Here is a 25,351-nt window from a genome sequence, read left to right as displayed (position 1 = left end):
CTCCCTTTCGTCGTAGGTCTGCGCGTCAAGTTTATCCCGCACCTCCGACGGCGGATAATCCGCGCCCAATAGGCGGCCGTCGGCGCCGCCGGTTCAGGGCACGGTCCACAGCGCCGTGCCTGCGAGCGCATACATCGTGTAGATCCACAGCCACTGTCCGATCAGGCAGACCGTCAGCACGCCCACCCGCCATGCGGTCGAGCGCGGGATCGCCGCGGCGCCCCAGAGCGGCGACAGGGGGACGAGGAGCCGGAAGATGCTCGACTGCGGGAAGAAGACGGCGAGGAGGTACACGGCATAGCTCGCGCTCCACAGCCGGAGGTCGGCGCCGAGGCGGCGCACGTGCGGGTCGAACAGCAGCAGCGTCGCGAAGGCGGCCACCGCGAGCGCGACGAGCGCGAGTACGAGCGCCGGGGGCACTTTCCACTCCGTGCTCCAGAACTCCGCCGCTTGGACGAAGCCTTCCAGCGGCACGAAGTGAGCCGGGGGGTCGAGCATCCAGTTGCGGCGCCAGGCGAGCTCGGTCGAGAGGTAGGCGCCCGGATCCCCGGTCGCCAGGGCGGCGATCACCTGCCACGAGAACCCCACGACGACGGCGAGAGCGCCGAGCAGGACGATGTGCACGACGTGCCGCGCCGGAAGGGATTCACGGCGACGCGTGAACCAGCGGGCGACTCCGTGCAGTCCGAGGAAGAGTGCGAAGGCGAGGACCCCGGGGCGCGTGTAGCCCATGAGCGGGATGAGCAGATAGAGCCACGCGTACCGGCGCTGCATGACGCACCACAGGGCGAGGAAGAGCCAGAGCAGGAACAGGGCCTCCGCGTATCCGATCTGGAACAGAGCGGCGACGGGAGCCGCGGCGAAGAAGGCGACCGCCCATGACGCCATCGCATCGTCACCGCGGGCCCGCAGCATGCGGTAGAGCACGAGGCATGCGAGGTAGCCGGCGACGAGCGACACGATGACCGCGCCCGCGACCCATGATCCGAAGATCGCACCGGCGGCGCCTGCCAGATATGCATAGAGGGGCATGAAGGCCCATGCATTCTCGGCCACGAGTCCGCTGTCGGTGAGGGGCAGCGTGGCGGGATAGCCGTAACCGGCCACGTACCAGTACCACCACGCGTCCCAGCCCGCCGCGAACGAGGCGATGGACGCCTCGCTGCCGAAGCGCGAGACGGGGGGCGCGAGCTCGGCGGCGATCACGAGGAAGACCGTCGTGACGGCGCGGGCGAGGACGTAGATGAGCCCGATCCGGACGGCGACAGGCAGCGCGGCGAGCCATCGCCGAGGCGGCGTGCGCTCGGCGGACGCGTCGGTCAGGAGATCAGCCACGAGCGCAGTCCACGCTCGACGTCGACGATCTGATCGATCGGGACGCGCTCCTGGTCATGGTGGGCGAGGTGCGGGTCGCCGGGGCCGTAGTTCACCGCGGGCACGCCGAGAGCCGAGAAGCGGGCGACGTCGGTCCAGCCGTACTTCGGCCGCGGCTGCGCGCCGACGGCGGCGACGAACTCCTGGGCGAGCGGTGCGTCCAAGCCCGGGCGGGCGCCGGCGGCGCTGTCGACGACCTCGACCTCGAACCCGGCGAGCACGTCGCGGACGTGACTCGTCGCCTCCTCCACCGAGCGGCTCGGAGCGAAGCGGTAGTTCACCTCGACCTCGCAGAGGTCCGGGATGACGTTGCCCGCGACGCCGCCCCGCACCCGGACCGCGCTGAGGCCTTCGCGGTAGACGAGCCCCTCCACCGCGACCTCACGCGGGCGGTACTCGGCCAGCCGCGCGAGGATCGGCGCCGCCTTGTGGATCGCGTTCTCGCCGACCCACGCCCGCGCGCTGTGCGCGCGCACTCCGTGTGTGCGCACGATCGCCCGGAGGTTCCCGTTGCATCCACCCTCGACCTCGCCGTTGGACGGCTCGCCGAGGATCGCGAAGTCGCCCGCGAAGAGGTCGGGCCGGGACGCCGAGAGCCGGTTGAGGCCGTTGAGCGCGGCATCCACCTCCTCGTGGTCGTACCACATCCACGTGATGTCGATCCGGGGATCGACGAGCTCCGCGGCGAGCTTCAGCTGCACCGCCACTCCGGCCTTCATGTCGACGGTGCCGCGGCCCCAGAGGTGGGGGCGACCCTCGATGTCGACATCGCGCGTGGGGACGTTGCCGTTGATCGGTACGGTGTCGATGTGCCCGGCGATGACGACGCGCTGCGACCGGCCGCGGTCTGTGCGGGCGACGATGGTGTCGCCGTCGCGGAAGACGTCGAGATGGGGCAGATCGCCGATGGCCCGCTGGATGGCATCGGCGAGCCCGCCCTCGTCGCCGGAGACGCTCGGGATGTCGCAGATGGCCCGCGTGAGGTCGACGGATGTCGCGGACAGATCGAGATCCGGCATCCCCCGAGTCTAGCGACCGGCCCCGAGGCACGAGCGGCCCTGGCTGGGGCGCTACCGTTGACGTCATGAGCGACGAGCGGTGGGTCTGGGGCATGGGCCTCGCGACGACGGCGGGCGACGGGACGGTCCTCGACACGTGGTTCCCCGAGCCCAAGCCCGGTCGCATACCGCTCGGCCTCGACCCCGCGATGCCTCCGGAAGACCTCGAGCACCTCGCCGTGCCCGACGCCCGCCGGGCCGTCTCGGTGGACGTCGTGATCGTCGAGGTCGACCTGGACGCCCCGCCCGCCTCGACCTCCGACGCCTATCTCCGCCTCCAGGCGCTCTCGCACCGGCTCGTGAAGCCGAACGAGGTGGACCTGACCGGCGTCTTCGGCCATCTGCCCAACGTCGCCTGGACGAGCGCGGGACCCATCCATCCCGAGGACCTGACCCGGCTCCGGCCGTTCCTTCAGCGGGACGGGATCCAGGTGCAGGGTCTGGACAAGTTCCCGCGCCTGCTCGACTACGTCACACCGCCGGGAGTGCGCATCGCGGATGCCTCGCGCGTCCGCCTCGGCGCGTACCTCTCCCCCGGCACGACGGTCATGCACGAGGGCTTCGTCAACTTCAACGCCGGCACGCTCGGCGCCTCGATGGTCGAGGGCCGCATCTCACAGGGCGTCGTGGTGGGCGACGGCAGCGATATCGGCGGCGGGGCCTCGATCATGGGCACGCTCTCGGGCGGTGGCGCGCACCGCGTCTCGATCGGCGCGCGTACGCTCCTGGGCGCCAACGCCGGCATCGGCATCTCGCTCGGCGACGACTGCGTCGTGGAGGCGGGCCTCTACGTCACGGCGGGATCGAAGGTCGTGCTCGCCGACGAGACGCCGCGCGCCGACGGCTCGCGTCCGGTCGTGAAGGGCGCCGAGCTGTCGGGGAAGGACGGCCTGCTGTTCCGCCGCAACTCGCTCACCGGTGCGATCGAGGCCGTGCGCCGGGCCGGTGTCGGCGTCACGCTCAACGAGGCGCTGCACGCCTGATGGGATCCGGGCGAGACGAACGACGGCACCCGGTCGTCGAACGGATGTCGGTGACCGGGAGTAGTTTCTGTGCATGGAGCGAATCCCGCGCGAGTCAGCCGGTGACGCACCGCGGCCCGGCAGCCTGACCGCGGAGGAGGCGCTGCACGTGGCGTTCTGCGGGGTCGAAGAGGAGCAGTACGACCTCTACCGGCTGGCGGCCTCACGCGCGGAACGCCTTGCCGATGCGATCGGGTGGGCGCGGTCGCATCCGGAGATCTACGCCCTGACCGGTGACGACGATCCGGTGCGGACCGCGGAGCGCTGTGCGGTGCTGGAGGGGTCGTTGCGGCTGAACCTGTCCGAGGCGACGATCCGGTCCGTGGCGGCGACGGCTGACGCGGCGCGGTCGTCGTTGCCACTGCTGTGGGCGCGGGCGAGGGAGGGTTTCGCAAGCATGGCGCAGGTCGACGCGGCGGTGGCGCTGCTGCCGCGGTTCGGCGCGCACGCGGGTGCCTTATCGGAGTTCGACCGAACGCTCGCCGAGGTGTCGCTGTCGACGGCGCCGGCGTCGTTCCGCGCGAGGGCGACGCGCCTCGCGCGTCGGCTAGCGCCGCTGCCCGAGGCCCAGCTGCACGCAGACGCGTTCACTCGCCGCCGCGTCGTCCTGCATGCGGCGGAGGACGGGATGAGCTGGGTCAGCGCCCTGGTCACGACGACGGACGCTGTCGCCATCAAGAGAAGCCTCACCGCGACCGCCAAGCACCTCTCGAAGGCGCGGCGGGACGGGCGGACGCGGGATCAGGTACGCGCCGACCTGTTCCGCGACCGGCTCACCGGGCGCGGCACCCCGGCCGCGGTGAAGACGAAGGTGTTCGTCACCGTCCCCATCGATCGCCTCTCGCCCGCCGCGCGATCATCGGTGCGCCGCACTCCGCCGCGCGTGGGCGGCGTCGACCTGAACACCGAGCCACTGCTGGACACCGGCGACCCGATCGACGACGCGACCGCGATCCGGCTGCTCCTGGACGCCGGGAGGCTGACGCGGGTGATCACCGACCCGGTCACCGGCGTCATCCTCGACATGGACCGCCGCTCGCGCCGGGTCACGCGTCAGCAGCGGGAGTGGCTCACGCTGCGTCACGCCCAGTGCACCAGGGACGGATGCCGCAGAGCCGCCGCCGAAGCCGACATCGACCATTGGATCCCATACGCTGCACACGGCCCCACCGACCAGGCGAACCTGCATCCCCTCTGCGACCCCGACCACGCCCTCCGCGGTACCACGCGCCTGCGTTTCCGACGACGCCCCGATGACACGGTCGAACTCGGCTTCCCCAGCGGCCACACGACACGCCGGCTTCTCGACTCGCTGCCCCCACCAGGCGACACCCCGCCGTTCTAGCGAAGATCCGGCTCTCCGTCGCGCAGCCGGACGGAGAGGCAGGTGACGCAGCCCTCGAGCTTCTCGAACTCCGAGACGTCGGTGGTCACGACCTCGAGCCCTCGCGCTCGGTGCAGCGCCGCGGTGTCGGGGGCGTCGGCAGACATCAGGACGGTGTGCTCGTCGAGGACGACGACGGCCGTGCCATGCGCCTCGGGAACGCCGGCGAAGGTCGGGAAGACCGACGGGTCGTCCACGAGAGGTTCGAAGCCGATCACCGTGCCGTCGGGCAGCGCCGTGACCCCGCTCTTGAGGTGCAGCACTCTGCTGACGGGCACCGCTTCGACGGTCCACCCGCGCGGTTCGAGCAGCGCACGGAGCTGCTCGATGCCCTCGGCGTCGGTGCGGGATGAGGCGCCGATGTAGACGGTGCGCCCGATCTTGAGCACGTCACCCCCGTCGAGGGTCGCCGGAGCCGTGATCTCCGCCATCTCCAGGCCCGTCGTCGCGATCGCAGCGCGCACGGACTCCTTCTCGCCGCGGCGGCTCTCGGCGCCGGCGCGACACAGTACGGCGAGATCGTCGAACACGACCACCGCGTCCTCGACGAACACGCCGTCCGGGTGCTCGTCGGCCGCATCGACCTCGACGATCTCCCACCCGCGGTCCCGGAACACATCGACGTACCGCTCCCATTGGCGCTGTGCCAGAGCCGGATCCACCGGCACACGGTCGAGGTGGGTCAGCTCGCCGCCGGCGAGGTGCGGCGACGGGCGCCGCACGAGGAGTCGAGGCATCCGTCAGCTCCGTCGATCCGCGACGCGGTGCATGGGCTCAGGAGACGCCCGGGTAATCGCGCTTCTCCGCCCCCACGTACAGCTGCTGCGGACGGCCGATCTTGGTCTGCGGGTCGGACTGCATCTCACGCCAGTGCGCGAGCCAGCCGGGCAGGCGGCCGATCGCGAAGAGGACGGTGAACATGCGGGTCGGGAAGCCCATCGCCTTGTAGATCACGCCCGTGTAGAAGTCGACGTTCGGGTAGAGCCGGCGCTCCTTGAAGTAGTCGTCGCTGAGCGCGATCTCCTCGAGCTCCTTCGCGAGGTCGAGGAGCGGATCGTGCACCCCGAGCTCGGTGAGGACCTCGTCGGCGGACTGCTTGACGAGCTTCGCGCGCGGGTCGTAGTTCTTGTAGACCCGATGCCCGAAGCCCATGAGCTTGACGCCGTCCTCCTTGTTCTTCACCCGCTCGACGAAGCGCTGCACGCTCTCACCCGACTCTCGGATGCGGCCGAGCATGTCGAGGACGGCTTCGTTGGCGCCGCCGTGAAGCGGGCCGTAGAGGGCGTTGATGCCCGCAGAGATCGAGGAGAACTGGTTCGCGCCGGTCGAACCGACCAGGCGGACGGTGGAGGTGGAGGCGTTCTGCTCGTGGTCCTCGTGGAGGATGAGCAGCCGCTCGAGCGCCCGCGACATGACGGGATTGATCTCGTACAGCTCGCTCAGGACGCCGAAGTTCAGCTTGAGGAAGTTGTCGACGAAGCTGAGCGAGTTGTCGGGATAGAGGAACGCCTGGCCGATGCTCTTCTTGTGCGCATACGCCGCGATGACCGGGAGCTTCGCCAGCATGCGGATCGTGTTGAGCTCGACGTGCTCGGGGTTGTTCGGGTCGGACTCGCTCTCGTAATAGGTCGACAGCGCGGCGGTCGCCGACGACAGCACCGACATGGGGTGCGCCGTGTGGGGCAGGGCCGAGAAGAAGCGCTTGAGGTCCTCGTGCAGCAGCGTGTGGTGCCGGATGCGCTCGTCGAACGCCGCGAGCTCGTCGGCGGTGGGCAGTTCGCCGTAGATGAGAAGCCAGGCCACCTCGAGGTACGTGCTGTTCTGCGCGAGCTGCTCGATGGGGTAGCCGCGGTAGCGGAGGATGCCCTGGTCGCCGTCGATGTAGGTGATGGCCGACTTGGTCGCCGAAGTGTTGACGAAGCCGTAATCGAGGGTCGTATGCCCCGTCTGTCGCGTGAGCGTCGAGATGTCGATACTGGGCACGCCGTCGGTGCCGCACAAGAGCGGGAACTCGGCGGTGCGGTCACCGATCGAGAGGGTGGCCTTCTCCTGCTGCGTGCTCGCGTCCGTCACGGCGCCTCCTCGCGATTGCGGTTCGATCGGATCGGGGGGTCGTCGGCTCGATGGAGGCAGGTGAAGCCCGTGATGAGCCTTCTCACGCGGCGGCGGGTGCCGTCGACGCGCAGATACAGCCTACTTGCCCTCCTGGCCTACCGTTGACACCGCCAAAGGCACGAGGCATCCACTGGAGGAATGCCACCGATGCCTCGTATCGATGCGTCAGCGGGCGTGCAGCCGCTCGGCCGCCGCGGCGATGCGCTCGTCGCTCGCGGTGAGGGAGAACCGCACGTGCTGCGGGAAGTGATCGCCGTAGAAGTGTCCGGGACCGGCGAGGATGCCGAGGTCGGCGAGCCGGGCGAGGCTCTCCCACGCATCGCGTCCCTCGGTCGCCCACAGATAGAGCCCCGCCTCGCTGCGATCGATGCGGAAGCCGGCGGCCTCGACGGCGGGCTTGAGCCGGTTGCGCCGTGCGCGATACCGCTCCTTCTGCTCGGCGACGTGCGCGTCGTCGGAGAGGGCGGCGACCATCGCGGCCTGGATGGGCTGGGGCAGCATCAGGCCGAGGTGCTTGCGGGCGGTGAGGAGCCGGGCGAGGATCGCGGGATCGCCCGCGAGGAAGGCCGCCCGGTAGCCGGCCAGGTTCGACTGCTTGCTCAGCGAGTAGGCCGAGAGGATGCCGGTCAGGTCGCCCTCCGTCACACGCGGGTCGAGCGCCGACGGCACCGGTTCCGCGTCCCACGGCGCGTCCCAGCCGAGTTCGGCGTAGCACTCGTCCGACGCCAGCACGGCGCCGAGTCGCCGTGCGTGCGCGACGGCGGCGCGGAGCGCCGCGACGTCCCAGACCCGCCCATCGGGGTTGCCGGGCGAGTTGATCCACACGAGCCGCGTGGCCTCGGGCCACTCCCCCGGATCGTCGGCGGCCACGGGCGTGGCCCCGACGAGGCGGGCACCGACCTCGTACGTCGGGTAGGCCGCACGAGGATGGACCACGATGTCGCCGGGCCCGAGGCCGAGGAGGAGCGGCAGGAGCGCGACGAGCTCCTTGGAGCCGATCGAGGGGAGCACATCCGCCGGCGTCAGACCAGGCACCGCTCTGCGTCTGGCGAACCATGCCGCGACGGCTTCGCGCAGTGCGGGGGTGCCGACGGTCTGGGGGTATGCGTGGGCGTCGGTGGCGGCGGACAGGGCCCGGGCGACGACCGCGGGAGTGGGATCGACCGGTGAGCCGATCGAGAGGTCGACGATCCCGCCGGGATGCTGCCGAGCCCGCGCCGCGTACGGCGCGACGGCGTCCCACGGGTAATCCGCGAGGTCGGCGACTCCCACTGTCAGTCGGCCTGGGGCGGCAGTTCGGCGATGATCGGGTGGTCCTTGTGGATCACGCCGACCTTGGCGGCGCCGCCGGGCGAGCCGATGTCGTCGAAGAACTCGACGTTGGCCTTGTAGTAGTCCTGCCACTCGTCGGGCAGGTCGTCTTCGTAGTAGATCGCCTCGACCGGGCACACCGGCTCGCACGCGCCGCAGTCCACGCACTCGTCGGGGTGGATGTAGAGGCTGCGTTCCCCTTCGTAGATGCAGTCGACCGGGCACTCGTCGATGCACGCGCGGTCTTTCACATCCACGCAGGGAAGAGCGATCACATACGTCACGGATTCAGTCTAGTTCGCTGCGCGAGGGCTCTTCCCGCCGGACGCCGGAGAGGTCGGGCCACGCGACGACGAGCACGATGAGGATGAGCACCGAGACGGTCCACACCATGCCGGCGTCGAACTCCCCCTCCGCGGCCTGCGCGACGATGACGGACCCGCCGGGGCCCCGACCCGAGAACACGAGCGTCGCGACCGCGATGCCGAGGCCGGTCCCGAGGGCCGCCCAGCGATCCGCGGTGAGCAGGCGTACGGCCACGAGGAGCGCCCCGCTGCCGATGACGGCGAGCACGAGCCCGAGCGGGAACCAGCCGAGCGCGTACGTGTGCGCGATCGTTCCCGCGAGCCCGTACACGGCTCCCACCACGAACGCCACGAACCACGTGGCGACACGCGCGAGAGCTGAGGGGGAACGCACCCGCCGACTCTACCCGCGCGGCGCTGTGAGGGGGACGAGCGGCCCCCCGCCCCGTGCGGGCCCCCCGCCCCGTGCCGGCCCCGCGCCACGTGCGAGCCCCCCCGCCCCGTGCCGGCCCCCCCCGCCGGTCGGCCGAGCCCGCGTCAAGAGGCCCAGCCCCACAGTCGCAGCAGAGCGGCGACGAGCGCAGCCGCGGCGACGACGACGAGGAACGGCGCCCGCAGCGCGAGGAGCCCCGCCGCCACGAGGACGGCCGGGACGCGGGCGTCGATCACGATCGTCTGTCCGGCGCCGAGCGTCTGCACCGCGACGAGCGCTGCGAGCAGAGCGACCGTCAGCAGGTCGGCGATCCGCGCGGGGCGCGGCGCGTCGAGGACCTTCGGCGGGACGAGGTAGCCCAGGGCCTTCCAGGCGACGCAGATGACCGCGGACAGGAGCAGGGCCGTCCAGAGGGTCACGGCAGGCCCTCCCGCTCCGCGACGTCGAGCGGCTCCTCGGCATCGTCGCCCGCGCGACCGAGCCAGTTGAACCATCCGACGGCGACGGCCACGAGCGCCGCGACGATGACCGGGACGCCGGGCATGAGCACGGGCGTGAGCACGGTCGCGACAACGGCCGCGGCGACGCCCACTGCGATCGCCTGCCGCCGGCGCAGGCGCGGCCACAGCAGCGCCAGGAAGGCGGCGGCGGCCGCGGCATCCAATCCGTACGCCTTCGGGTCGCCGAGAACGTCACCCAGGAGCGCGCCCGCGAGGGTCGAGAGGTTCCAGCCCACGTAGATGCCGATGCCCGTCACCCAGAAGCCGACCAGCCGGGCGTGCGGGGTCGTCTGGGCGAGCGACACGGCGGTCGACTCATCGATCGTGAACTGCGACGCCGCCGCGCGCTTCCAGAAGCCGGCCCCGATGATGGGCGACATGCGCATCCCGTACGCGGCGTTGCGCACGCCGAGGAGCGCCGCCGACGCGATCGCCGAGGGCGCGGCGGCCAGACCTCCCGACGCGATGACGCCGACGAACGCGAACTGCGACCCGCCGGTGAACATCACGAGGCTGAGGACGCAGGTCTGCCAGATGTCGAGCCCCGCCGCGACGGCGAGCGCCCCGAACGAGATGCCATAGGCGCTCGTGGCCAAGGCGACGCCCAGACCCTGACGCCACGCCCGCCGCGCTTCGCCGGCGACGTGCGCCTCGTCGAAGTGCGGGACCGAACTCACTCCCCGAGCCTACTGACGGCTGCCGGGCGCCGAAGCGGTCCGCTCTGCCATCCGTGGACGGCTGACCGCCACGAGTCGAGATGGCACGGGTCGCCTCCGGGATGCGGCATCCACGCGTGAACCGTGGGATCTCGGCGTCTCCCCGCGTGCGTGTCAGGCGTCCGCGTGGTGCCGCGTGCGGGCGCTTCGACTACGCGTTGGCGTCCTGACGCTTGAGGCGCGCCGCGGCGCGGCCGCGCTCCGTCGCATCGAGCACGACCTTGCGGATGCGCACCTTCTCGGGAGTCACCTCGACGCATTCGTCGTCGCGCGCGAACTCGAGGCTCTCCTCGAGCGAGAGCTGGCGCGGCGGGGTCAGCCGCTCGAGCTCGTCGGCAGTCGACGAGCGCATGTTGGTGAGCTTCTTCTCCTTGGTGATGTTGACGTCCATGTCGTCGGCGCGCGTGTTCTCGCCGACCACCATGCCCTCGTACACCTCTTCCGTGGGCTGCACGAAGAAGCTCATGCGCTCCTGCAGCGCCATCATCGCGAACGGGGTCGCGACGCCGGAGCGATCCGCGACGATCGAGCCGTTCTGACGCGCGACGATGTGCCCCGCCCAGTCGTCGTAGCCGTGCGAGATCGCGTTCGCGATGCCCGTTCCGCGGGTCGTCGAGAGGAACTCGGTGCGGAAGCCGATGAGTCCGCGCGAGGGGACGATGAACTCCATCCGCACCCAGCCGGTGCCGTGGTTCACCATCGAGTCCATGCGGCCCTTGCGCGAGGCCATGAGCTGCGTGATCGCGCCGAGGTACTCCTCGGGCGCGTCGATCGTGAGGTGCTCGTAGGGCTCCTGCACCTGTCCGTTCGGCCCCTTGCGCGTCACGACCTGGGGCTTGCCGACCGTCAGCTCGAAGCCCTCGCGGCGCATGTTCTCGACGAGGATCGCAAGCGCGAGCTCGCCGCGCCCCTGCACCTCCCAGGCGTCCGGACGCCCGATGTCGACGACCTTGAGCGAGACGTTTCCGATGAGCTCGCGGTCGAGGCGGTCCTTCACCATGCGCGCGGTGAGCTTGTGACCCTTGACCTTCCCCACGAGGGGCGAGGTGTTCGTGCCGATCGTCATCGAGATCGCGGGATCGTCGACGTGGATCGCGGGCAGCGGGCGCACGTCGTCGGGGTCGGCGATCGTCTCGCCGATCGTGATCTCCTCGATACCGGCGATGGCGACGATGTCGCCGGGGCCTGCCGATTCTGCCGGGTACCGCTCGAGCGCACGGGTCTTCAGAAGCTCCGTGATGCGTGCGTTGGTGTGCGAGCCGTCGTGGCGCACCCACGCGACCGTCTGGCCCTTCTTGAGCGTGCCGTTGAAGACCCGCAGCAGGGCGAGGCGGCCGAGGAACGGACTCGAGTCGAGGTTCGTGACCCAGGCCTGGAGGGGCGCGTCATCGTCGTACGAGGGGGCGGGCACGTGCTCGAGGATCGCGCCGAACAGCGGCTCGAGGTCGTCGTTGTCGGGAAGGTCGCCGTTGGCGGGACGGTTACGGGATGCCGCGCCGGCACGCCCGGACGCATACACGACGGGAACGTCCAGCAGCGCGTCGACGTCGAGGTCCGGCACGTCCTCGTGGAGGTCGGACGCGAGACCGAGCAGCAGGTCGTGGCTCTCCTCCTCGACCTCGGCGATGCGCGCGTCCGGCCGGTCGGTCTTGTTGACGAGGAGGATGACGGGAAGCTTCGCCTCGAGCGCCTTGCGCAGCACGAAGCGGGTCTGCGGCAGCGGTCCCTCGCTCGCGTCGACGAGCAGGACCACCCCGTCGACCATCGACAGGCCGCGCTCGACCTCGCCGCCGAAGTCGGCGTGACCGGGCGTGTCGATGACGTTGATCGTGACCGGGATGTCGGTGTGGGCACCGTTGTACGTGATCGCCGTGTTCTTGGCGAGGATCGTGATGCCCTTCTCGCGCTCGAGGTCGTTCGAGTCCATCGCACGGTCCTCGACGTGCGCGTGCTCGCCGAACGAGCCGGTCTGGCGCAGCATGGCGTCGACGAGGGTGGTCTTGCCGTGATCGACGTGCGCGACGATGGCCACGTTGCGGAGGTCGGGGCGGAGGGCGCGCGCCATGGAAGGATCCTTGCGAAGAGAATGGGGTGCCACCGGGAATCCGGGGCACCCCATTCTACAAGGCGGGCGCTGTCAGCTCTCCGCACCCGCGCCCGTGCGCTCCAGGAGCAGCGCGCGGGCCTCGCGACGGCGGCGCTGCTCCTCGGGGTCCGGCACCGGAACGGCGGCGATGAGTCGCTGCGTGTAGGGGTCGGTCGCACCGCGGAGGATCTCGTCGCGCGTTCCCATCTCCACGAGCTTGCCGTGGTGCATGACGGCGATGCGGTGGGCCAGGATGTCGACGACGGCGAGGTCGTGGCTGATGAAGAGACACGCGAACTGCAGCTGCTGCTGGAGGTCCTGCAGGAGGTCCAGGAAGCGGGCCTGCACCGAGACGTCGAGCGCCGACGTCGGCTCGTCGGCGACGAGCAGCTGCGGAGCGAGGGCGAGAGCGCGGGCGATGCCGACGCGCTGGCGCTGGCCGCCCGACAGCTCGTGCGGGAAGCGGTTGCGGTACGACGTCGGAAGCTCGACCTGGCTGAGCAGCGACTCCACGCGCTTGTCGAGGTCCTTGCCCTTCGCCTCGCCCGACAGGAGGATCGGCTCGCCGATCGACTGGCCGATCGGCATGCGCGGGTTCAGCGACGACGCCGGGTCCTGGAACACGATGCCCGTCTTGCGGCGGATCGCGAAGAGATCCTTCGACGCGGGCTTCGAGATGTCCGTGCCGACGACGGAGAGCCGGCCCTCGGCGATGGGCAGCAGCCCGATCGCCGCGCGGCCGAGGGTCGTCTTCCCGGACCCGGACTCGCCCACGAGGCCCATGATCTCGCCGGGGTAGATGTCGAGGTTGATGTCCTCCGCCGCCCGGAAGGCGGGGATCCGGCCGCGCTTGGGGTATTCGATCGCGACGTCCTTGAACGAGAGGATCGGCGTCCGGGTCTCGGGCACCTCGTCGGCGGCCTCCGTCGCGCGCTCGCGGATCGCGGCGATCGCCGGAACTGTCGTCGTGCTCGTCTCGACCTCCGCAGGGGCATCCGGATCGATCTCTTCGAGCACGCCCAACCCGAGGTGCGGCACCGACGCGAGGAGCTGCTGCGTGTAGGGATGCTGCGGGTTGTGGAAGATCTCGTGCACCGTGCCGGACTCCACGACGACGCCGTTCTTCATGACCATGATCCGGTCGGCGAGGTCGGCGACGACGCCCATGTCGTGCGTGATGAGGATGATCGCCGAGTCGAGGCGCTTGTGCAGACTGCGCAGAAGATCGAGGACCTCGGCCTGGACGGTGACATCGAGCGCCGTCGTCGGCTCGTCGGCGATGAGCAGGAGCGGATCGCACGAGATCGACTGCGCGATCATGGCCCGCTGACGCTGGCCGCCCGACAGCTGGTGCGGGTACTTGTGGAACGACTGCTCGGGGTTGGGCATCTCGACCATGCGGAGGAGCTCGACAGCCCGCTCCTTGGCGCCCGACGGCGACATCGAGCGGTCGTGCGAGCGCAGCGCCTCCATGATCTGGAAGCCGACCGTGTAGACGGGGTTGAGCGCCGTCATCGGCTCCTGGAAGATCACCGCGATCTCGTTGCCGCGGAGCGACCGCAGCGTCGCGTCATCCACGCCCCTCAGCTCGCGCCCGAGGAGCTTGATGGATCCGGTGACGCGCGAGTTCTCGGGCAGGAGACCCAGCAGCGCCATCGAGCTCGTGCTCTTGCCGGAGCCCGACTCGCCCACGATGGCGAGCACTTCGCCGCGCCGGACGACGTAGTTCATGTCGATCGCGGCGGGGTAGAACTCGCCCTCGACCCAGAACTCGACGCCGAGGTTCTCGACTTCGAGGATGCGCTCGGGGAGGGTGTCGCGCGGCGCCGTCGTGTCGGCGTCGAGGCCCTTCGTGTCAGTCATTCGAGATGTCCAATCTGAGAAGCTTGGGATCATGGCGTTCCAGGAGGTCGTGTACCGGCCGGTCTTCGGCCGTGCCCTCGCTGTCATCACCGTCGTCGTGTGCGCTGTGGGGATCGTCGCGCTCTTCTGGGGGGATGTCGCGGCCGGCCTGCGCTACGCCTGGCCGATCGTGCTCGTCGCCGTCCTGGCGTGGGCGCTCTTCTGGCGTCCGTCCCTGCGTGTGCAGCAGCACGGCATCACCGTCGAGAACGTGCTCCGCACCTACTTCGTGCCGTGGCCGGCGATCCGCGAGATCGACACGCGATATGCGCTGACCCTGCGGACGTCTCGGCGCACGGTGTCGGTATGGGCGGCTCCCGCCCCCGGCCGTCACCGCACGCTCGGCCTTGCGAGCAAGGACTTCGAGGGTGTCGGCGAGTCGGCCAAGGGCGAGTACGGCGAGCTGCGGCCGGCCGACGCCGTCTCGACGCCGAGCGGCAACCTCGCGCAGCTCATCCGCGGTCGTTGGGAGGAGCTCCGCGACGCCGGCCTCCTGGCCGCCGGCGAGGACCCGGACGCCGAGACCGTGACGTGGCACGGGGCCACCGTCGCGGTTCTCGCGCTTCTGGCCGGTGCCACGGTGGTCGGCCTGCTGATCTAGCAGCACGCCGTCACCGCTCCGGGTTGAGCGGCTCGTTCGTCGGGTCACCGGGTCGGTCGGGACGCGGGTCGTGGTAGTTCACGACGTCTTCGCTCGCGTACACGGCCTCGCCTGCGACGGTGACGGTTGCGCGCTCCTTCGGCTCGGTCGTGTCGAGGATCGGGGCGACCGGACCACCGGCACGACCGGAACGCGCCATCGCGCGCTCGCTCGGCTTCTTCTTCTGACGAGGATCGAACGCGTCGCGCAGACCGTCGCCGATGAAGTTGACGCACAGCGCGATCGCGATGATGAACAGGCCCGGCCACCAGAACAGCCAGGGTCGCGTGGAGAACGCGGCCTGGTTGTCGGACACGATCTTGCCGAGCGACGTGTCGGGCGACTGCACACCGAAGCCGAGGTAGCTGAGCGCGGACTCGAGCAGGATGGCGCCGGCCATGAGCAGCGTCGCGTTGACGACGATGACGCCGATCGAGTTGGGGAGGATGTGCCGGAAGATGATGCGCCGGTCGCGGGCACCCGATACGCGGGCGGCGTCGACGAACTCCCGCTCGCGGAGCGTGAGGAACTCGCCGCGCACGAGGCGCGCCATCGTCGTCCACGCGAACAGGCCGATCACCACGCCGAGCACGGCGGCGCCGAGGCTTCCGAACGCGTTGCCGAGGACGGCACCGATCACGATCAGCGGGATCGTGATGACGATGTCGGTGAAACGCATCAGGATCGAGTCGGTGCGCGAGCGGTAGTAGCCGGCGAACGCCCCGATGACCACGCCGATCGTCGTGGCGACGACGCCCGCGATCACCATCACCATGAGCGACTGCTGGGCACCGCGCATGACGACGGCGAAGATGTCGCGGCCGACCTCGTCCTGTCCGAACGGGTGCTCTCCGATCTGGAAGGGCACGAGGCTCAGCGTGGGCACGCCGTTGTTGACCTTCGGCGCGATCTGATCCCACGAGTAGGGCCACCATCCGGTGATCCGCAATCCCCAGAGGTTGATGCCGACAGACGTGAAGGCGAGGATCACGATGAAGGCGAGGACGATCATCGCGATGAGCGCGCCGCGGTGACGGAAGAACCGGCGCCGGACGATCTGTCCCTGGCTGAGACCCTCGGTCTCCTTCTGCTCGATCGAGATCTCGGCGCGGGCCGAGTCTTCGCCCGTGCCGGGCTCCTGCGTGACTGTGGTGTTCATGTCAGCCCACCTTGATTCTCGGGTCGAGGCCCGCGTAGACGAGGTCCGCGATGAGGTTGAAGACCACCGCCAGGGTGCCGGTCACGACGAAGAACGCCATGACGGGATTGGGATCGGAGGCCGCGAGGCCGTTGACGAAGAGGCGCCCCATGCCGACCCATCCGAAGACGGTCTCGGTCACGACGGCGCCGCCGATCAGCGCGCCCACGTCGAACGCGATGATCGTCGTGATCGGGATCAGCGCGTTGCGGAACGCGTGGCGCACGACGACGGTGCGCTGCGTCAGGCCCTTCGCGCGCGCCGTGCGGATGTAGTCCTGGTTCATGACCTCGAGGAGGCTCGCGCGCGAGTAGCGGGTGTAGCTCGCGAACGAGACGAGGATGATCGCGATCGTCGGCAGGAGCAGGTGGGTGAACAGGTCGATGCCCTGCACCCAGAAGTTCCCGCCGAGGCCGGGCGTCGACGCGCCCACCGTCGCGATGGGACGACCGCGCACGCGGCTGGAGTTCGCGTACGCCTCCCAGTACGACATGTACTTGTTGAGCGCGATGAGACCGGCGGTGAGGAACCCGACGATGGCCGTCGTCCGGGCGACCGGCGCGCGGTCGGGAGCCCCCATGAACCACCCGATGGCGCCGCTGATGACGACGGACAGGACAGCGAAGAGGAGGAACAGCCACAGCGTCATGCCGTTGAGCAGGTAGTTGGTCATCGGGTAGTACAGCGCGATGCCGAGCGCGGCCACGATGAGCGACGCGTACAGCGCCCGGCGATTGCGAAGCCCCGTGGAGATGGCGGTCACGCCGAAGGCGATGCCGACAGCCAGCACGATGTAGACGGCGATGCCGATGCCCGGATCGGCGAACCACTGCGTCACCGAGAGGAAGGTGAGGACCGCGCCGGTCGCGACCGCGGACACGCCGAAGACGATCAGTCGCCGGCGCCATCGGCCGCCGATCAGCGACATCCAGATGACTCCCGCGAACAGCGACAGGCCGATGATCACGGGAACCGAGATCGTCGGGTCGTTGAGCCAGTTGTTGAGCTGGATCGCGCCGTACTGCTTGAGGAGCACGGCGACCCAGAAGATGGGGAGCGAGAAGAACAGGAACGCCAGGAGCGTGACGCCGTAGTCGAAGCCGCTGTACTGGCGGAGGGCCGACACGATGCCGACCGTGAGGCCCATCAGGATCGCCACGACGGTGGCGGTGGTCACGAGCGTCAGCGTCGACGTGATCGCGTTCGCCAGCAGTGCGTTGACGGGCTGGTTCTGGATGCTGACCCCGAAGTCGCCGCGGAAGAGACCGCCGAGCCACAGGAAGTAGCGCAGCGGAGCGGGGACGTCGAGGTTGAGAAGCCTGGTGCGGGCTTCGATGAGCTGGGCCTTGTTGGGGGCGCTGCTCTGCTTGAGGTCTTCGAGGGGATCGCCCGCGAACGACACGAGGATGTACATCAGGAACGTCGCGGCGAACAGCACGAAGATCGATGCGATCAGCCGCCGAATGATGAATGAAGCCATGGTGTGGCCGCCTGCCTATCGGTGAATCAGCGCAAGCGCCATCGCGCGGATCGCGGCGCGACGATGCTCAACCACTGAGAGGAGTCTAACGCGGTGGGGTGCAGGTCCCACTGGGACCTGCACCCCACGTCGGTCGGATCCGAGCCGGAAGACCCGGGATCAGACCTGCTGCGGATTACTCGTCAGTGCTGCCCGAGTCCGTGACCTCCCAGTCCCACGCGTTCCAGAAGATGGTCGGCGCGATGATCGAGGGGTCGATGTTGGTGACACGGTCGCTGAAGGCGGTGACCGACGGGAACTGGAAGATCGTGACTCCGAAGAAGTCGTTCCAGAGGATCTTGTCGGCCTCCATCTTGATCTCCATCTGGCGCTCCTCGTCGAACTCCGACGAGATCTCCTGCGACAGGGCGTTGATCTCCTCGTTGTTGTAGAAGCTCAGGTTGTTGATCCCGCCTTCTTCGAAGTTCGCCGTCCAGTCGGTGACCGAAAGGGCGGTCGTCTGCCAGCCGAAGAACACGGCGTCGTAGGCGCCGGGCGTGCCCAGCAGGCCGCCCCACTCCTCGGAGCCGCAGTCGGTGACGTTGAAGCCGGCCTGGTTGGCGGATGCCTGAATCAGGGCGAACTCGTTGACACGACGCGGGTTGTTCGACGCGTAGAGGATGCAGACCTCGGGGTTGGTGAGGCCGGCCTCGGCGAGGAGGGCCTTGGCGCCCTCGATGTCGACCTCGGCGAACTGGTCCGAGCCGTTGTTGGCGACGGACTCGTCGTAGCCCTCGGAGCCCGGGACGAAGATCTGCGAGCTGCGCAGGAGCGCGTCCTCGCCGACGATCGGCTTGATGAGCTTGTCGAGGATCTCCTGGCGGGGAACCGTCTTGAGGAACGCCTCGCGGACCTTCGGGTCCTTGAAGATGTTGTCAGGGTTGCGCGCCTGGTCGAACTGAAGGTCGAGGTGCTCGTACGTGCCCTCGACGCCCGTGAGGACCGTGACGCCGTCGATCGCGTCGACCGCGGTCTTGAGGTCGGCCGTGGCCTGCGGGGAGATGATGTCGACCTCGCCGTTCTCCAGCGCCTGAGCCGCCGCGAGCGGGTCGGGGATGAAGCGGACCGTGATCTCCTCGATCTTCGGCTTGTTGTCCCCGGTGTACTCGGGGTTGGCGGTCAGCGTGATGAACTGATCGGCCTGGAAGTCGCTGATCATGTACGGGCCGCTGGCCACGAGCAGGTCGGGGTCGTCGGGGAGGGCGGTGAAGTTGAAGCCCGAGTTCCAGAACGCCGAGATCTTGGCCAGAGCCTCCTGGTCGTCGTTCTGGATGGCGTCGAGGACCGCGGTCTTCGCCTCTTCGGCGTCGTCGATGCCGAGCGCCTTCTCACCGATGATGTGCGCCGGGAGCGGCGACGCGAACGAGGTCTCCCAGTCGACGTAGGGCTTCGAGTAGACGAGAGTGACCGACTTGCCGTCGTCGCTGACCTCGGGGGTGTCCTGAACCAGGCCGAAGCGCGCGTCGGGCGTCACGCCGGAGTCGAAGTAGACGACGTCGGTCGGGAAGGCGTCGGTGAACTCACCCGTGTCGGGGTCGGTGTACTCGGCCGGGTCGAAGTCCGGGGTGTCGAGGGCGCGCGACAGTGCGGCCCAGTTCAGCATGAGGTCGGTGGCGTCGACAGCGGTGCCGTCCGACCACTTCACGTCATCGGCGATCGTGTACTTGATCGTCAGCGGGTCGTCCGAGATCTTCTCGTACGAGCCGAACGACGTGTCCTGAACGAGCTCGGGGACGTTGTTGAAGTAGTTGAACCCGGCGTACGTCAGGTAGTTGATGTTGTTGTTCGCCGTGGCGTTGCCGTACGACGTGTTGCCGTTGGCCGAATAGAACGCCTGGTTCCACGCTGCGGTGATCGACGAGCCCTCGACGAGACCGGAGTCGTCGTTGTTGCTCTCGCCGCCACCGGCGGCGCAGCCTGAGATCACCAGTGCGCCGGCTGCGGTGAGCGCCACCGCCGCCGAGATGCGCTTCATTCTCACTGTTCCTCCTGTGCAGGGTTGTGCGCGCACGTCAAGCAGGGACGGACGGCGCGGGGATGAAGAAACGATAAGCACGCCTCCTGAGATGGTCAAAAGGAACCGCGAAAACGTTACAGAGCCTTAACTCAACAGGGCTTGAGTGTGGCAATCTGACAAGGTGACCTCGCCCGGCGGCCCCTCGGTTGAGAGGGAACCCACTACCGTCCCGGTCCTCAGCGCCTACGAGCGCCGGCGATACACGTGGGAGGTGTGCCTCGTCCTGGCCGTCTCCGTCGGCCAGTCGGCCCTCTACTCGGTCCTGACCCTCGTCCGCCGGCTCCTCACGCCCGTTCCCCTCGGGCAGCAGCAGGCGCAGGTGAATCCGTCCCGCGACGCGCTGGCCGTGTGGGACATCGTCTATCAGCTCCTGTCCATCTTCTTCGCCCTCGCGCTGGTGGCCCTCGTCGTCTACCTTCTGTGGGAGCCCGGGAGCGATGCGCTCCGGCGGATCGGCCTCGACTTCACTCACTTCGGCGGAGACCTGGGGCGCGGCATCCTGATCGCCGCCGTCATCGGGATCCCGGGACTCGCGCTCTACGCGGTCGGGCGAGCGCTCGGGATCACGGTCGCCGTCGTCGCGTCGCCGCTCGATGCCGCATGGTGGACGGTCCCGCTCCTCGTGCTGTCGGCGGTGCGCGCCGGCCTGACCGAGGAGGTCATCTTCATCGCCTACCTCTTCGACCGGCTGCGCCGTCTCGGGTGGAACTGGTGGGCGATCATCCTCTCGACCGCGGCCCTTCGCGGCGCGTACCACGCGTACCAGGGACCCGGAGCGATCGTCGGGAACTTCGTGATGGGCGTCGTGTTCGGGTGGTGCTACAAGCGCTGGGGACGCGTCATGCCCCTCGTGATCGCGCACACGCTGCTCGACGTCGTCGCCTTCGTGGGCTATCCGATCGCCGCCGGCCTCTGGCCCGGCGTCTTCGGCCCTCCCCCCTCACCGACGCCATCGCCGACCCCGACTCCCACTCCCACTCCGAGCGCGTGAGAGGTCGGCAGGAGGAGAACAGTCGGAGGGAGGACCGGATGTCGCAATCCGTCCTCCCTCGCTCGGTTCTCCTCCGCTCGCACCGACCAGCGGAGGAGAACCGCGCGACCTGTCAGGCGAAGGCCTCGATCGGGGGGCACGCGCACACGAGGTTGCGGTCGCCGTAGGCCTGGTCGATCCGGCGGACGGGGGGCCAGTACTTCGTGCGCACGAGTGCGTGCACCGGGTACACGGCGGTCTCCCGCGAGTAGGGGTGCGTCCACTCCCCCGCCACGACGGCCTCGGCGGTGTGCGGGGCGTTCACGAGCGGGTTGTCGTCGGCAGGCCACTCGCCGGCGGCGACGGCGGATGCCTCGGCACGGATCGCGATCATCGCGTCGATGAAGCGCTCGATCTCGGCGAGGTCCTCAGACTCGGTCGGCTCGACCATGAGCGTCCCCGCGACGGGGAACGACATCGTCGGAGCATGGAAGCCGTAGTCGATCAGGCGCTTGGCGACGTCGTCGACGGTGATGCCGGTCTCGTCGCGGAGCGGCCGCAGATCGAGGATGCACTCGTGCGCGACGAGGCCGCCGTCGCCGGCGTAGAGCACCGGGTAGTGGTCCTTCAGTCGGGCCGCGATGTAGTTCGCGGCCAGGACGGCGGCAGCCGTGGCATCCCTCAGTCCCTCCGTCCCCATCATGCGCAGGTACGCCCACGAGATCGGGAGGATGCCGGCAGAGCCGTGGGGTGCGCCAGACACGGCGCCGCCCTCGAACACACCGCCGGCGTGGTCGATGCGCTGCGAGAAGGGATGCCCCGGCAGGAACGGGGCGAGGTGAGCCTTGGCCGCGACCGGGCCGACGCCGGGGCCGCCGCCGCCGTGCGGGATCGCGAAGGTCTTGTGCAGGTTCAGGTGCGAGACGTCGCCACCGAGGTCGCCGAAGCGCGCGAATCCGAGGAGGGCGTTCAGGTTCGCCCCGTCGACGTACACCTGCCCGCCGGCGTCGTGGACGGCCTGCGTGATCTCGAGCACGTCGTGCTCGTACACGCCGTGCGTCGACGGATACGTGATCATCAGGGCGGCGAGCGTGTCGGCGTTCGCCGAGATCTTCGCGCGCAGGTCGTCGAGGTCGACGTTGCCCGCCTCGTCGCACGCGACGACGACGACTCTCATGCCGGCCAGCACCGCCGACGCGGCGTTGGTGCCGTGGGCGGAGGACGGGATGAGGCACACCGTCCGGTCCGCCTCGTCGTTGGCGAGGTGGTAGCCGCGGATCGCGAGCAGGCCCGCGAGCTCGCCCTGCGAGCCCGCGTTGGGCTGCAGCGACACCGCGTCGTAGCCGGTGACCTCGGCGAGCCACACCTCGAGCTGCTCGATCATGGCGAGGTAGCCGCGCACATCGGCCTCGGGAGCGAAGGGGTGCACGCGCGAGAACTCGGGCCACGAGACGGCCGCCATCTCGGTCGCCGCGTTGAGCTTCATGGTGCACGAGCCGAGGGGGATCATCCCGCGGTCGAGGGCGTAGTCGCGGTCGGCGAGCTGCTTGAGGTAGCGCATCATCGCCGTCTCGGAGCGGTGCGTGTTGAACACGGGGTGCGTCAGGTACTCGTCGTCCCGGTGAAGCGCCGCCGCCACGCCCGCGAGCGGCGTCGCGTCGGAGAACGGCAGCTCGCGCACGTCATGCTCGTCGGCCGCCGGCAGCCCGAACGCCCAGGCGACCGCGGCGAGATCGTCGGCGGTGGTCGTCTCGTCGACCGAGACGCCGACCGTCGCGTCGTCGACCCGGTGCAGCTGATACCCCTTCGATCGCGCGCGCTCGACGATGCGCTCCGACGGCCCCGGGGTCACCACGCGGATGGTGTCGAAGAACGAGTCCGAGACGAGGTGCAGGTCATACTCCCGGAGGCGCGCAGCGAGCGCCTGCGCCTTCCGAGCCGTGTCCGCGGCGATCGCGCGCAGCCCGGCCGGCCCGTGGTACACCGCATACATGGCGGCCATCACGGCCAGGAGCACCTGCGCCGTGCAGATGTTCGACGTCGCCTTCTCGCGGCGGATGTGCTGCTCGCGCGTCTGCAGCGACAGCCGGTAGGCCGGGTGGCCCGCGGCATCCACCGACACGCCCACGAGGCGACCCGGAAGCTGACGCTCCAGCCCCGACCGCACCGCCATGTACCCCGCGTGCGGACCGCCGAAGCCGAGCGGAACGCCGAACCGCTGCGTCGTGCCGACGGCGATGTCGGCGTCGAGCGAGCCCGGCGAGCGCAGCAGCGTCAACGCGAGGAGGTCCGCGGCGGCGACGACCAGGCCGCCCGCGAGGTGGGTCGCGTCGATGACGCCGCTCGGGTCCCACACGCGGCCCGATGCGCCGGGGTACTGCACGAGGGTGCCGAAGAGCTCCTCGGGGAGCGTCCCGCCGCGCGCGAAGTCGACCTCGACGAGCTGGATGCCGACGGCCGCCGCACGCGCATGCAGCACGGCCTTCGTCTGGGGAAGCGCGTCGGCGTCGACGGCGAACACGTTCGACGCCGACTTCGAGGCACGTCGGGCGACCAGCATCCCCTCGACGACCGCGGTCGACTCGTCGAGCATCGACGCGTTCGCGGTGTCGAGCCCCGTCAGGTCGGTGACCATCGTCTGGAAGTTGATGAGGGCCTCGAGGCGCCCCTGCGAGATCTCGGGCTGGTACGGCGTGTAGGCGGTGTACCAGGAGGGGTTCTCCAGCACGTTCCGGGCGATCACCGACGGCGTGACGGTGTCGTAGTAGCCGAGCCCGATCATCGGCCGCGCCGCACGGTTCTGGGAAGCCAGCGTCCGCAGCTCCGCGAGCGCCTCCGCCTCGGTCGCGGCGGGCGGGATGCCGGTCGTCTCGCGGGGAGTGAGGTGGATGGATGCCGGCACCGCCCGCTTCACGAGCTCCTCGACGGTGTCGAAGCCGAGCGCATCGAGCATGACGCGCTGGGCCGCGGCATCCGTCCCGATGTGGCGAGCCTGGAACGACTGGAGTCCGCCCGCCATCACGCGCTCTCGGTCAGCGCGACGTACGCCGCGCGGTCGAGGAGCGCGTCGACGGCGGATGCCTCGACCCGCAGCTTCACGAGCCACCCCTGGCCGTACGGGTCGGAGTTGACGAGCGACGGGTCGTCGACGACGGCCTCGTTGACGGCGACGACGTCGCCGGTCAGCGGCGCGTACAGCTCGCCGACCGACTTCGTCGATTCGATCTCGCCGCAAACGGCGCCCGAGCTGACGCCCGAGTCGACCGCGGGAAGGTCGACGAAGACGACGTCACCGAGCTTGTCGGCTGCGTAGTCGGTGATCCCGACGGTCGCGACGTCGCCGTCGAGCGAGACCCACTCGTGCTCTTCGGTGTACTTGAGGCTGTCGAGGTCGGTCATCTGGTCCTCCTGTAGAAGGGAAGGGCGGTCACGGTCGCGGGGATGCGCGTGCCTCGCACGTCGATGGTGAGTTCGGTTCCGGGGGCGCTGGAGGCGGGGGCGACGAAGGCCATCGCGATGGGGTGCCCGAGGGTGGGGCTGAGGGCGCCGCTGGTGATCTCGCCCACCCTCGTCTCGCCGTCGAAGACGCCGTAGCCCGCCCGTCCCGCGCGCTTGCCGTCGGCGGCGAGCCCGACCAGCACGGGAGCGGCGGCGAGGTCCACCGCGGCGAGCCCCTCCTTGCCGACGAACTGCTCCTTGTCGACCACGACGCGGCCGAGGCCCGCTTGCGCCGGGACGATGTCGAGCGAGAGCTCGTGGCCGTAGAGCGGCATGCCGGCCTCGAGGCGCAGTGTGTCGCGCGCCGCAAGGCCCGCCGGCACGAGGCCATGGTCGGCGCCCGCGCGCAGGAGGGCGTCCCAGAGCGCCGGAGCCTCGTCCCAGGGCACGAAGATCTCGAAGCCGTCCTCGCCCGTGTACCCCGTCCGGCCGATGTCCACCGGGGATGCCGGGGATGCCGGGGATGCCTCCGCACCGGGCTCCCGCGTGAAGGACGCGTGCGTCATGCGGTAGTACTTGAGGTCGTCGAGCGACGTCGAGTACCCGGTCAGCTCGGGCGTCGCCTCGAGGATCCGCTGCGACGCGGGCCCCTGCACAGCGACGAGGGCGATCCGCTCGGTCCAGTCCTCGACCTCGACGTCCCAACCGCCCCGCCGCGCCGCGAGCGCGTCGGCGACGGCATCCCGGTTCGCCGCGTTCGCGACCACGAGATACCGGTCGGGATGCCGGCGGTAGACGATGACGTCGTCGAGGATGCCTCCCGACGCGTCGAGCACGAGGCTGTACTTCGCCTGGTCGTCCGCGAGCGCGGACAGCATGCCCGCGAGCGCGTAGTCGAGGAAGGCGCCGGCCTCGGGCCCCTCGACGACGAACTCGGCCATGTGCGAGATGTCGAAGAGGCCCGCCGTCTCGCGCACGGCGTGGTGCTCGGCGAGGTCGGAGGTGTAGCGCACCGGCATGGCCCACCCGCCGAAGTCCGTCAACGACGCGCCCAGCGCCTCGTGCCGTTCGCGCAGCGGGGTGGAGCGGGGGTCTGTCATCGAGTTCTCCCGGTCGTCGACGGGCGGATGCCGGGATCCGGTCATCCGAGGAACTCCCCCTCTGTCATGGGCCTGAGAGCTTCGCCCGGGCATCCGGTCGGATGCGGAGGGCTTTCACCGTCGGCGGGTGCAGGCACGCACCGCTTTTCAGAGTGGCCGGACGCGCGCGGTACGCGGACCTGAGAGATTGACGGGGAGGCTTGCTCCTTCGGTGCCCGGCCGGGACCGGGGCTCTCCCGCACACGTCATGCGGCCTGTCTTCA

Annotated in this window: 21 protein-coding genes and 1 riboswitch; of the genes, 4 read left to right on the top strand and 17 right to left on the bottom strand. The window is 69.7% G+C overall.

Going from position 1 to position 25,351, the window contains the following annotated elements; all coding sequences use genetic code 11:
* Positions 1–93: 93 nt before the first annotated feature.
* Positions 94–1,335, bottom strand: coding sequence for a hypothetical protein (locus EV279_RS09940; RefSeq protein ID WP_243728516.1), 1,242 nt, complete (start codon positions 1,333–1,335; stop codon positions 94–96).
* Complete coding sequence (gene dapE, locus EV279_RS09935; protein WP_133543067.1) at positions 1,320–2,393, bottom strand: succinyl-diaminopimelate desuccinylase; 1,074 nt, start codon at positions 2,391–2,393, stop codon at positions 1,320–1,322. Before dapE ends, EV279_RS09940 begins: the two co-directional genes overlap by 16 nt.
* 65 nt (positions 2,394–2,458) lie before the next feature.
* On the opposite strand from dapE, the gene dapD reads away from it, so the two are divergent.
* Entirely contained in the window at positions 2,459–3,415 is a 957-nt protein-coding gene (gene dapD, locus EV279_RS09930) for a 2,3,4,5-tetrahydropyridine-2,6-dicarboxylate N-succinyltransferase (protein WP_133543066.1), read from the top strand.
* Between the two features lie 73 nt (positions 3,416–3,488).
* Positions 3,489–4,799, top strand: coding sequence for an HNH endonuclease signature motif containing protein (locus tag EV279_RS09925; RefSeq protein ID WP_133543064.1), 1,311 nt, complete (start codon positions 3,489–3,491; stop codon positions 4,797–4,799).
* Here the strand turns inward: EV279_RS09925 and ddaH are convergent.
* The 9 genes from ddaH to EV279_RS09880 form a co-directional block, all read right to left on the bottom strand.
* A complete protein-coding gene (ddaH, locus tag EV279_RS09920; RefSeq protein ID WP_133543062.1) occupies positions 4,796–5,575 on the bottom strand; it encodes a dimethylargininase in 780 nt (259 codons plus the stop codon). The two genes, EV279_RS09925 and ddaH, sit on opposite strands and share 4 nt — an antisense overlap.
* Positions 5,576–5,612: 37 nt before the next feature.
* Positions 5,613–6,911, bottom strand: coding sequence for a citrate synthase (locus EV279_RS09915; RefSeq protein ID WP_133543060.1), 1,299 nt, complete (start codon positions 6,909–6,911; stop codon positions 5,613–5,615).
* A 207-nt stretch (positions 6,912–7,118) separates the two neighbouring features.
* Entirely contained in the window at positions 7,119–8,225 is a 1,107-nt protein-coding gene (dapC, locus tag EV279_RS09910; RefSeq protein ID WP_133543058.1) for a succinyldiaminopimelate transaminase, read from the bottom strand.
* 2 nt (positions 8,226–8,227) lie between these two features.
* A complete protein-coding gene (gene fdxA / locus EV279_RS09905) occupies positions 8,228–8,548 on the bottom strand; it encodes a ferredoxin (protein ID WP_133543056.1) in 321 nt (106 codons plus the stop codon).
* Between the two features lie 4 nt (positions 8,549–8,552).
* A complete protein-coding gene (locus EV279_RS09900; protein WP_133543054.1) occupies positions 8,553–8,963 on the bottom strand; it encodes a histidinol dehydrogenase in 411 nt (136 codons plus the stop codon).
* A 143-nt stretch (positions 8,964–9,106) separates the two neighbouring features.
* Positions 9,107–9,421, bottom strand: a complete 315-nt coding sequence (locus EV279_RS09895; protein WP_133543052.1) for an AzlD domain-containing protein — start codon at positions 9,419–9,421, stop codon at positions 9,107–9,109.
* Positions 9,418–10,179: an AzlC family ABC transporter permease gene (locus EV279_RS09890; RefSeq protein WP_133543050.1), complete on the bottom strand. Its 762-nt coding sequence runs from the start codon at positions 10,177–10,179 to the stop codon at positions 9,418–9,420. The genes EV279_RS09895 and EV279_RS09890 overlap by 4 nt, the downstream gene beginning before the upstream one ends.
* A gap of 190 nt (positions 10,180–10,369) precedes the next feature.
* The gene (typA, locus tag EV279_RS09885; RefSeq protein ID WP_133543047.1) at positions 10,370–12,283 is read right to left on the bottom strand and encodes a translational GTPase TypA; all 1,914 of its coding nucleotides are present in this window, start codon (positions 12,281–12,283) and stop codon (positions 10,370–10,372) included.
* A 72-nt stretch (positions 12,284–12,355) separates the two neighbouring features.
* Positions 12,356–14,167, bottom strand: coding sequence for an ABC transporter ATP-binding protein (locus EV279_RS09880; protein WP_133543045.1), 1,812 nt, complete (start codon positions 14,165–14,167; stop codon positions 12,356–12,358).
* A 31-nt stretch (positions 14,168–14,198) separates the two neighbouring features.
* Between EV279_RS09880 and EV279_RS09875 the strand changes: the two genes are divergently transcribed.
* Complete coding sequence (locus EV279_RS09875) at positions 14,199–14,807, top strand: PH domain-containing protein (RefSeq protein ID WP_133543043.1); 609 nt, start codon at positions 14,199–14,201, stop codon at positions 14,805–14,807.
* 10 nt (positions 14,808–14,817) lie between these two features.
* On the opposite strand, the gene EV279_RS09870 is transcribed toward EV279_RS09875, so the two are convergent.
* The 3 genes from EV279_RS09870 to EV279_RS09860 all read right to left on the bottom strand — a co-directional run bounded on the left by EV279_RS09870 (position 14,818) and on the right by EV279_RS09860 (position 19,538).
* Complete coding sequence (locus EV279_RS09870; RefSeq protein ID WP_133543041.1) at positions 14,818–16,005, bottom strand: ABC transporter permease; 1,188 nt, start codon at positions 16,003–16,005, stop codon at positions 14,818–14,820.
* Between the two features lies 1 nt (position 16,006).
* On the bottom strand, positions 16,007–17,524 hold the full coding sequence (locus tag EV279_RS09865) for an ABC transporter permease subunit (protein ID WP_133543039.1): 1,518 nt from the start codon (positions 17,522–17,524) through the stop codon (positions 16,007–16,009).
* A 175-nt stretch (positions 17,525–17,699) separates the two neighbouring features.
* On the bottom strand, positions 17,700–19,538 hold the full coding sequence (locus tag EV279_RS09860; protein ID WP_133543037.1) for an ABC transporter family substrate-binding protein: 1,839 nt from the start codon (positions 19,536–19,538) through the stop codon (positions 17,700–17,702).
* A 163-nt stretch (positions 19,539–19,701) separates the two neighbouring features.
* Between EV279_RS09860 and EV279_RS09855 the strand changes: the two genes are divergently transcribed.
* Entirely contained in the window at positions 19,702–20,571 is an 870-nt protein-coding gene (locus tag EV279_RS09855) for a CPBP family intramembrane glutamic endopeptidase (protein ID WP_133543035.1), read from the top strand.
* 112 nt (positions 20,572–20,683) lie between these two features.
* On the opposite strand, the gene gcvP is transcribed toward EV279_RS09855, so the two are convergent.
* Genes gcvP through gcvT form a run of 3 tightly spaced genes read right to left on the bottom strand, consistent with a single transcriptional unit; the run spans position 20,684 to position 25,088 of the window.
* Positions 20,684–23,569, bottom strand: coding sequence for an aminomethyl-transferring glycine dehydrogenase (gcvP, locus tag EV279_RS09850; RefSeq protein ID WP_133543033.1), 2,886 nt, complete (start codon positions 23,567–23,569; stop codon positions 20,684–20,686).
* Entirely contained in the window at positions 23,569–23,949 is a 381-nt protein-coding gene (gene gcvH / locus EV279_RS09845) for a glycine cleavage system protein GcvH (protein ID WP_133543031.1), read from the bottom strand. The genes gcvP and gcvH overlap by 1 nt, the downstream gene beginning before the upstream one ends.
* On the bottom strand, positions 23,946–25,088 hold the full coding sequence (gene gcvT / locus EV279_RS09840; protein WP_133543029.1) for a glycine cleavage system aminomethyltransferase GcvT: 1,143 nt from the start codon (positions 25,086–25,088) through the stop codon (positions 23,946–23,948). Before gcvT ends, gcvH begins: the two co-directional genes overlap by 4 nt.
* A gap of 157 nt (positions 25,089–25,245) precedes the next feature.
* Positions 25,246–25,337, bottom strand: a riboswitch (glycine riboswitch).
* Positions 25,338–25,351: the final 14 nt, after the last annotated feature.

The sequence above is a fragment of the Microbacterium sp. BK668 genome, assembly GCF_004362195.1.
GTDB lineage: Bacteria > Actinomycetota > Actinomycetes > Actinomycetales > Microbacteriaceae > Microbacterium.
The sequence above is the reverse complement of the archived record's forward strand: the minus strand, read 5'-3'. Positions and strand labels throughout refer to the sequence as shown.